The organism is Litoribacter ruber, assembly GCF_018500185.1.
In the GTDB taxonomy this organism is placed as follows: domain Bacteria; phylum Bacteroidota; class Bacteroidia; order Cytophagales; family Cyclobacteriaceae; genus Litoribacter; species Litoribacter ruber.
The window spans coordinates 1-816 of record NZ_JAHBGI010000054.1 but is presented as its reverse complement, the minus strand read 5'-3'; the positions used below and the strand labels follow the sequence as shown (position 1 = coordinate 816).

The 816-nt window shown below is 38.7% G+C and carries 1 pseudogene; it reads left to right on the top strand.

The features are described from left to right. Nucleotides 1-582: pseudogene (locus KIH41_RS18045) on the top strand (hypothetical protein); the annotation flags it as partial. Between the last annotated feature and the right edge of the window lie 234 nt (nt 583-816).

Here is an 816-nt window from a genome sequence, read left to right as displayed (position 1 = left end):
TATGGTTATTATTTTAAGACAAAGGGAATTGAGGAAGTTCACACCCAGTATGATCCTGAAATCCAACCCCCACCTCCTGTTGAATGTGCGTGCACCTGTTATTTATATCATGATATTTTAACCCCCAAAATAAATGTCAATTCCTATTATAACAACGTAGGAATGGGTTCTGAGGGTAAGTTTACTGTAGTGGCACTGCCTATGAATCGCTTGGGAAGATTTTATTTAGAAATTGAAATGTATGGACTCAACTCTTTCCAAACTTCTTATTTATCCTTAATTCAAGAGCAGCAGGAAAACACTGGAAATATATTTGATCCTATGCCCTCAAACCTGGAGGGGAATATTAAGAATTTGTCTGATGAAAGTGAAAAGGTATTGGGCACCTTTTCAACAGCCAACCATAAGTTTGACTATAGGATGGTGAGGCGACTTAATTTTTATGCGCCTCAGGACGGTTTTCGCTATAGAGTGGAGGAAATTCCAAAGCTTGGTGAATTTCAGTATGAATGTGTAGAATATTACACCGATGGGACCATGGAGGTTCCTGAGCCCTTTAAGCAAACTATTTATGACCATTAGTTATTGGATTTGAAATCTCAGGTATTAACTCAGTCGGTATAACGGGTTATTTAATAGAGGACTTTGAATTTCAGGATTAAAGCATCATCTTTAGTTGATGGATAGGCTCGGAAAGCTATGTGTGTTTTTTATTTTTTTCTTTCAGGTCTCCTGTATAGACGAGATCCGCATCAATGTGCCTGAGCAGGAAAGAAAAATAGCCGTGGATGGCTGGGTGTCCAATGACCCCAACAT